We start from the raw sequence: 8081 nt of genomic DNA, 5'->3' as shown, positions 1-8081 counted from the left end.
ACCGGCAACGCCCATGAAGGCGCGTGGGTTGAACGTGTAGTAGTCCTGATTGGCGTAGGGCGTCTGGATCAGCTGACGGCCGAAACGGATTTCCACTTTCGGCGTCTGATACTGCAGATACGCCTGCCGGAACGACTGGATGCCAAAATACGAACCGGTCAGTTCGCCGTCGTAGTGTGTGTCGTTCTTGCTGTAGAGGCCGAGCGACTGCGCCGTGTAACCGCCAAGGCCAACACTGAACCCGTTGAACGATCCGGTGTGGGCAATCAGATGCCCGCCGATCGCGAAGGAGTGAGTGCTCTTCGAAGTGTGGCCGTTATTTGCATAATCGAAGTGAATCGCCCCGATCATGCCCTGGAAGATGGTCTGCCGCAGTGCGTCGCCCAGGCTTTGCGCGTGCGCGAGCGGTGCGAGGCCGAAAAGGCTGATCACACCCGCAGCGCACGCCGTACGAGTTTTGGAACAAATTGCGGTGAACATCAGTCCATTTGTTTTGCTCTGCATTATTTCCTCCGATCTACTATTTCTAGTTTTGATTTACAACTTTAGTCTTCGTTTTAGTCACTTTACATGCCGAAACGCCTGCTACACACTGGCGCGGCACTAGTCCGGAAGGCGCTTACGATAACATTTCAGTCAACGTGCTACAGTGCTTATATGAGACAAAATCTATTCGAGTCTGGGCCATTGCAAGTTTTAATTAAGCTCCGTACTCTGCAATATAACTACTATCCGCGATTAGCTAAGCAACGCACTCGCGGATTATTCAGACTTTGGAGACTTTAACCGCATAGCTTGTTTCCAATAAGATTATGTAAGAGGGTTAAGCACGAAGTCGAAAGATGAATGCCAGATAACTGGTCCGGACGGCATACGCTCGAAGGGCGCAATCAACGACGCCTTAACGCCAAATACAGCGTCTGAACCGAGATATTGGTCGTCGCCAACAAATGTATGCGTGACGAGTGGTTCATATCCCGGCGCGGTGATCAAGTAGTGCATGTGAGCGGGGCGGTAGGGATGGCGTCCGAGCGCCGCCAGAAGTCTGCCCACTGGCCCATCATCTGGAATCGGATAGCTGACTGGCTTGATACCTAAAAAACTATATGCTCCGGTAGAGTCCGTTACGAAGACACCGCGGTTGTTCCATTTCGGCTGCACATCGGGCTGCTGAACGTCATAGAAGCCCTCCGCGTTATCCGACCACACGTCGATACGTGCGCCTTCGATAGGTGCCCCGGCAAGATCAAGGATCCGGCCCTCGAAGCGGCACGATTCACCTTTTCCATCAAGGCAGATAGTCTCACCCATCTGGCGCTGTGGTGCACCATCGACATGAAAGGGACCGAGTACGGTGTTCTCAGTTGCGACGTCAGGTCTCCGGTGGTTGATTGCATCCACGAGCATCGAAAGACCAAGAACGTCGGACAGCAAAATGAACTCCTGGCGCTCCCCAGAACACATCTGGCCCGCTGTAGTCAGAAAGTCGATACCAGCCTGCCACTCGGGTTGGGTTAAATGCACCTCCTTCACGAAGGCATGGAGATGAAAGACTAGGGCCGAGATGATCTGTGCAAGTCGCGGATCGGCGCAGCCCTCATGGCGAGCATTCACGATCTCAGCTGATCTCTCTTCCCGGAATGTACCATTCTCGGTTGCCAACTGGCTCATGGTTGGGTCCTTCTCAGGATTGCGCAGGTTCCCCGTTCAGGGCACGGGATAGGATTGCTTCAATACCGCTTCTTTCAACGGGACGGGGATTCCAATAGGGATTCGCCGTCGCCAGCTTTACTGCGTTCGGCAAGTCGCCGACGGTAAAGCCGAGTTCGGCGAGGCTGGTGGGTGCACTAATTTGGCTTGCGAAGGCTGTGAGGCCAGCATGCGCGGTGTCGGTGCCAAAGATGGCAGCAACCGGCTGCAGTAAATCAGGTATCACGACTTCGTTGTAGGCGACAGCATGCGGTAGCATCACCGCATGAGTCTCGGCGTGAGGTAGATTGAAGCCGCCGCCGAGCGCGTGGCAGAGCTTGTGGTGGAGAGCCATGCCGACCTGGCCCAGAACACTTCCACAGAGCCACGCTCCATAAAGTGCCTCGCTCCAGGCGGCATCATCTGCTTCACCCTGCCTTAAGCGAAGCAATGCCGAGCGTATTGCACGAATGCCCTCGATCGCCATAAGCGACGCTATGGGATTGCGGTCGCGCGCGTAGAGTCCTTCAATCGCGTGGGCGAGCGCATTCATGCCGCTAGAAATCACCAGATGTGGAGGAAGTGAGCGTACCAAAGTGACGTCATACAGAACCACATCGGGACGAATGCGTCCGTCGGTGAGCGTCGTCTTCCGATTGGCCTCTGTCTGGCCGAGTATCGGAGTAGCTTCCGATCCGGCGAAAGAGGTCGGGATTACGACCTGCGGCAGCGCAGTGCGTAAAGCGATTGCCTTCGACAAACCGATGGTCGAGCCGCCTCCTATCGCCACAAGGCAGTCAGCGTCGACACGTTGGGCCAAAAGGACAGCCTTCTCAGTTATATCGACGGGCGTGTGCATCGTGGCGCCGTCGAAATGTTCAACCGCCGCCTGGCCGAGTACAGACACAAGATTGGTTCCCGTGGCTGCCTGCTCGGGCGTGGTGAGGACAAGGCAGCGCTTGCGCCCGAGCGCCGCCACTTCTTCGCCTACCCGCAGATGCGCCTGGGACTCAAATACAATACGTTGTGGTGCTGCAACATATGTAAAATTCTGCTGAAAAACGGATGAGATCACGAATGGTCTCCGTCGCAAAGATCGCTCACCTGGCTGCGCTCAGGTCCGAACTAAGATCTTGAGTTCGTTGCCAGCTGGATCCAGCAGCGCCTCGAATCCAAGTGCCACGACATCACTCGCATCAATGCGAGCTGTAATTACTTTTTCTACGGGAAAGTTCCCGGAAGCAATCAGGCGCGCGATGCGTGGCCAAACCTGCACAGGATAGCACCACGTCGCTTCCAGCGTGATGTCTTTCAAGGCCCATTGCATCGCATCGATGCTGGCGCGTCGGATATGAAGTCCGACCTGAACCACCGTGCCCTGGCGACGTACAGCGTCTATGCAGGCATTAAGCGACGTTTCCTGTCCTACGCACTCGAGCGCAACGTCAACACCCACGCCCTCTTCCGTGAGATCACGGACGACTTCGATAAGATCCTCGTTCTTTGGATCCACAGTGACGACATAAGGAGCGATCTCGGAGATGATCCGGCGACGATTAGCATTTGGCTCCGATACAATGACAACAGCGGCTCCGGCAGCCCTGGCAGCCAGCACCGTCAATGCTCCAATTGGGCCCGCGCCAGACACAAGAACGGTGGACCCCGCAGTAACCCTGCCGCGATCTACCCCATACATGGCGACCGCGGCAGGCTCGATCATGGCGGCCTGCTCGTCGGTCAATCTGTCGGGGATGGATTGAGCATTGTAGCCCTTGATCACCGCCTGCTCAGCCATTCCGCCCCAGGCCCAGCTAAGACCGACACAGGCCATCTTGGGGGAGAGGTGGAATAGCCCGCGCTTCCCGTAATAATCGTCGCTAGGAAACATTAAAGGCTGGACGGAGATCCGATCGCCAACTTTCACGTGGCTCACTTCCGCGCCGACTTTCTGAACTCGCCCAGAGAACTCGTGTCCAAGGATCTGCGGATTAGTCGCACCCGTATAGACGTGGGGCGTAGCAGGAGTGACGATAGGACCTGCGATATATTCATGGAGGTCTGTGCCGCAGATGCCTGCGCATAGCGGCTCTACAAGCACGTCGTCGGGGCCAAGATTATCCGAAGGCGGCGCGACGTCCTCGACACGGATGTCACGTGCGGCGTGGAAGCGAACGGCTCTCATATTTAATCCCCCCTCTCCGAGCCCACGCCGCTGATTGCGACGCAGTTCTTGATTGTCACCATGACGGCGACGTGTATGCCATCCGTCTGTATCTCAGTTCGACCGCCAGGTCAGGCGCACCCGTGGACGGCCAACTCATCTTAAGGCCCTCAACACGTGGATCCTGCGTGGTCCAACGAATTGGGCTAATGAGATGACGATGAGGCTAACAAATTTTTTTCGGCCAGGCAGTGGCTATCTTATCCACTGTGGATTATTCCGTTCGAATGGAGTTGTCGAGGCGACCCTATGATATGGATGGAAAACTGAAATCGGGAGAGGCAGACCCAGTGACACGTCCCAAGAATGTCCAAAACGAGATTGGCTGGATCGGAGTCGGAAAGATGGGCAATCCGATGGCTACGCGGCTGATCGAAGCCGGTCACCGACTCACGATCTTTGATCCTCTGGCGGAGAACCGGGCAAGCCTCGTGGCGCGCGGCGCGAATGTTGCGGCGTCTGTCGCCGATCTGGCCGCCGACTGCTCCATAGTCTTCTCGACGATTCCAAACGACGCGGTACTCAACGAAGTAATATATGGCAGCGGCACTACCGGCGGCATTCTGAGCCAGGCTGCGGTTGGTACCATCCTCATCGAAATGTCTACCGTATCGCCACAGATCTCCGAGAGGATATCGGGCGATCTGGCTCGGCGAGGGGTGCAATATCTGCGGTGCCCACTCTCCGGCAGCACGGCATTGGCGCGGGAAGGCACTTTGACAGCGCTCGCGTCGGGAGATGAATCGTCATGGGAGAGTGTTGCGGAGCTGATCGACAGACTCGCAACACGCAAATTCTATCTGGGGCGTGGGGAAGAAGCCCGCTATATGAAGCTTGTTCTCAACGCTTTGGTAGGTGCAACCTCCTCGATTCTCGGCGAAGCGATGGTGCTCGGCGAAAAGGGCGGACTAACCTCGTCAAAGATGCTCGATGTGATCGTTGAAAGCGCAGTTGCTTCACCACTCATCCGCTACAAGCAGGACATGATGGAGCGGATGGATTTCACGCCCGCCTTCTCCGTCGAGCAAATGATCAAAGATTTCACTCTTATCGCGGATGCTGCACGAGAAAAGCACGTGCCGATGTATCTGGTAAATCTGATTCTACAACAATATGCCGCTGCATCTAATGTCGGCTATGCCGATCAGGATTTCTTTTCGCTCTTCGGCTGGATGCGAGCTAGTTACGGCGTCGCTGACACACCCTGAGGAGAGATCGCACCGGACGGCAGACATGACACGGACTGGTACCAAGCTTTCAGACCATGAACTTTCCCGTGTGATCGATTTTCTACGAAAAATTCGGCGCCCGTTCGATGCTATTGTCCCAGGCAGTCGTCCCGATACTCACTGGAACATCGTCACTGAACTGGTGGACAGCTATATTCAGCAGCGCCCCCTTGACATTTCTACCTTAATCGAATTTTCGCAGGCAAGTTGGGGAACCGGCAATCGGCATATCAATCGGCTGATAGAGGAAGGCTTGATTGTCCGCATACCGCGGGGTCCGAAACACAAGACCACATTCCTTGCACCAAGTCCCCAGTTGATCAATGCGTTCATCGAGTACGCGATCCAGGTTAAGGTGCATCTGGCAGAGACTTTTGGTCTACGATCCGGCCACGACGCGGAAGAATATTATTTTGGTGGACCAAATTTTGCAGCACACATTATCTCGCCGGTGCAGGATCTCGACATTCCGACCGCGGCCTTGCGCGATCTCCGATTTCTTCTGCATGATGATAATTATTTTGTTAGTATGCGGAACATGTGGTCAGATTTCCGCAATGACATTGGGCGGAAAAGCAGCTTCGACTTGCGACCTCTACCCGAACTATATCTGCGGGCCGAAGTCGCACTAAGAGATCCAACGACCGCATATGACGTTGTGGCGGTGAATATGCCTTGGCTGGGGCGATTTGCCAATGCCGGACTGCTGTCCTCACTCGATGACGTTTTGCCCGAGTCATCTATCCGCCCATTTGATTTTCATCCCTCCGTCTGGAATACTGGGAGGTGGAATGGGAAGCAATACGGAATCCCAATTTATTGTACCGTCGAGATTTTGACAGCCCGGCGTGATCTATTCGAGAAGGAGGCGCTGGCATACCCGCGTAGCTTTGACAAAACGATCGTCGCCGCACGCGTGCTACACAAACCCGAGCGTGAACAATACGGAATATCTTGGAACGGCGCGCGGGGAATGACGATTGCCCATACCTTTATGTTTTTTATGGCCTCGTCAGAAGGAGGGATACTCGAGATTCCGCGCAAAAGCGATACCTGGCTTGACAGCGTTGATCTACAGAATCTTCAGCTGAGCATCAACAGCGAGGCCGGAGCACAAGCGCTTGAATATATGCGACAGCTCGTCGAGGTTTCGCCCCCCGGTGTAGAGTTCTTCGACGCTGAGCGAAACCTAGAGTGCTTTATGTCGGGTCATGCCGCCTTAAGTTACACGTGGACCATGCGCGCGGCACGGTTGGAATACGAGCTAAGCTCCAAGGTCAAGCGACATGTTGCCTATCTCCCTCCTCCGGTAGGAAGAGGGCGACACTTCACCGCACCGGTCGGAGGCTTTCTATTGACTGTGCCCTCTTATGTCCCGGCGAGCCGAAAAAGAGACATTGTGAAGGCAATCGCGTGGATGGCATCTCCAGAGGCAATGAAGGCACATGTTAGGAACGGCTTTCCTGTAGCGCCGCGCTTTTCGGTCTGCGCTGATCCGGAAGCACTCGCCTCCTCGCCGATTGTGCGGTTTATAGACGGCATGGCGAGGCGAGGGGAATTGAACACGTGGTCGCGTCCACCGCTTCCGGCATATGTCGAGATCGAGCGTATTTTGGGCGACGAGGTATTCGCTGCGGTATTCGAGGGTAAGCCGATCAAACGCGCTCTAGCCGATGCTGAGAATCGCGCATACCGCGCGATACGGTAGGGCACTCTCAACTTATAAGCCAATCGCGCTGATAGTAGCAGCTTCTATTAGATTAATCCGTATTTCCTGATCTTGAAGAGTAACCGCAGCTTTGCTCCACTTCTTCTTGTCGCAAGGGGAAAGATGATGACCGAGGCTTTTATTTGCGAGTATGTGAGGACGCCGTTTGGCCGGTATGTCGGGGCGCTTTCGGCGGATCGCGCGGACGATCTGACGGCGGTGGCGATCCGCGGAGTGGTGGAGCGGGCGGCAGGGCTAGATCCTGCGGAGATCGACGAGGTGCTGCTCGGCTGCGCGAACCAGGCGGGCGATGACAACCGGAACGTCGCGCGGATGGCGCTGCTGCTGGCGGGGCTGCCGGAGAGCGTGCCGGGCGCGACGGTCAACCGGCTGTGCGGCGCGGGGCTGGATGCGGTGCGGAGTGCGGCGCGGGCGAGCCGGCTGGGCGAGGCGGCGGTAGTGATTCGAGCGGGTGTGAGGCGATGATCGACAAGTTCGTGGCCTCGGTCGAGGCGGCGCTGGAGGGGATCGGCGATGGCGCCGCGATCATGGTGGGCGGGTTCGGCGCGGTGGGGCAGCCGAACGCGCTGGTCGACGCGCTGGCGGCGCGCAACCTGCGCGGGCTGACGCTGATCGCCAACAACGCGGGCGGTGATTTCGGCGGGATGCCGAAGCTGATCGAGCGCGGGGCGATCGCCAGGGTGATCTGCTCCTATCCGCGGGCGAGCCGGCGGACGGCGTTCGACGAGCTGTACGAGGCGGGGAAGATCGAGCTGGAACTGGTGCCGCAGGGCACGCTGGCGGAGCGGATCCGCGCCGCGAATGCCGGGATTCCGGCCTTCTTCACGCCGACCTCGGCGGGGACGGAGCTCGCGGCGGGGAAGGAGACGCGGCGGATCAACGGGCGGGACTGCGTGCTGGAATACGCGATCGAGGCGGATTTCGCGCTGATCGAGGCCTGGGCGGCGGACCGGTGGGGGAACCTGACGTTCCGGCGGGCGGGGCGCAACTTCAACCAGATCATGGCGGGGGCGGCGAAGGTGACGGTGGCGAGTGTGCATCGTCGGGCCGAACTCGGCGCGCTGGATCCGGACCGGATCGTGACGCCGGGCGTGTTCGTCGACCGGGTGGTGCTGGTGCCGGAGCCGATGGAAGGGGAGGCGGCGTGATGGAGGGGACGGTGACGCGGCGGGGCTGGTCGCGCGCGGAGATGGCCGCGCGGGTGGCGGCGGAT

At 57.4% G+C, this 8081-nt stretch carries 6 protein-coding genes and 2 pseudogenes; 4 read left to right on the top strand and 4 right to left on the bottom strand.

Annotated features, from left to right (window positions below; translation table 11 throughout):
* The 4 genes and pseudogenes from APM_RS01920 to APM_RS01905 form a co-directional block, all read right to left on the bottom strand.
* Positions 1–504: pseudogene (locus tag APM_RS01920) on the bottom strand (hypothetical protein); the annotation flags it as partial.
* A 306-nt stretch (positions 505–810) separates the two neighbouring features.
* Positions 811–1671: a dioxygenase gene (locus APM_RS01915; RefSeq protein WP_007421670.1), complete on the bottom strand. Its 861-nt coding sequence runs from the start codon at positions 1669–1671 to the stop codon at positions 811–813.
* A gap of 13 nt (positions 1672–1684) precedes the next feature.
* Entirely contained in the window at positions 1685–2764 is a 1080-nt protein-coding gene (locus APM_RS01910; protein WP_007421669.1) for a maleylacetate reductase, read from the bottom strand.
* Between the two features lie 39 nt (positions 2765–2803).
* On the bottom strand, positions 2804–3871 hold the full coding sequence (locus tag APM_RS01905) for a zinc-binding dehydrogenase (RefSeq protein ID WP_039887543.1): 1068 nt from the start codon (positions 3869–3871) through the stop codon (positions 2804–2806).
* Positions 3872–4164: 293 nt separating this feature from the next.
* Between APM_RS01905 and APM_RS01900 the strand changes: the two genes are divergently transcribed.
* The 4 genes and pseudogenes from APM_RS01900 to APM_RS01885 all read left to right on the top strand — a co-directional run bounded on the left by APM_RS01900 (position 4165) and on the right by APM_RS01885 (position 8016).
* On the top strand, positions 4165–5118 hold the full coding sequence (locus tag APM_RS01900) for an NAD(P)-dependent oxidoreductase (protein ID WP_039887548.1): 954 nt from the start codon (positions 4165–4167) through the stop codon (positions 5116–5118).
* A 25-nt stretch (positions 5119–5143) separates the two neighbouring features.
* Complete coding sequence (locus tag APM_RS20175; RefSeq protein ID WP_007421666.1) at positions 5144–6847, top strand: extracellular solute-binding protein; 1704 nt, start codon at positions 5144–5146, stop codon at positions 6845–6847.
* Between the two features lie 126 nt (positions 6848–6973).
* A pseudogene (locus tag APM_RS01890) lies at positions 6974–7324 on the top strand (acetyl-CoA acetyltransferase); the annotation flags it as partial.
* Between the two features lie 5 nt (positions 7325–7329).
* Entirely contained in the window at positions 7330–8016 is a 687-nt protein-coding gene (locus APM_RS01885; RefSeq protein ID WP_007421664.1) for a 3-oxoacid CoA-transferase subunit A, read from the top strand.
* Positions 8017–8081: the final 65 nt, after the last annotated feature.

The sequence above is a fragment of the Acidiphilium sp. PM genome, from assembly GCF_000219295.1.
Taxonomy (GTDB): Bacteria; Pseudomonadota; Alphaproteobacteria; order Acetobacterales; family Acetobacteraceae; genus Acidiphilium; species Acidiphilium multivorum.
This window is presented reverse-complemented; position numbering and strand designations above follow the sequence as displayed.

Bases quoted from the DNA above. Each gene is read 5' to 3' on its own strand.
- APM_RS01900 (WP_039887548.1), top strand. From the start codon at position 4,165: ATGGATGGAAAACTGAAATCGGGAGAGGCAGACCCAGTGACACGTCCC.
- APM_RS01885 (WP_007421664.1), top strand. From the start codon at position 7,330: ATGATCGACAAGTTCGTGGCCTCGGTCGAGGCGGCGCTGGAGGGGATC.
- APM_RS01905 (WP_039887543.1), bottom strand. From the start codon at position 3,871: ATGAGAGCCGTTCGCTTCCACGCCGCACGTGACATCCGTGTCGAGGAC.
- APM_RS01915 (WP_007421670.1), bottom strand. From the start codon at position 1,671: ATGAGCCAGTTGGCAACCGAGAATGGTACATTCCGGGAAGAGAGATCA.
- APM_RS20175 (WP_007421666.1), top strand. From the start codon at position 5,144: ATGACACGGACTGGTACCAAGCTTTCAGACCATGAACTTTCCCGTGTG.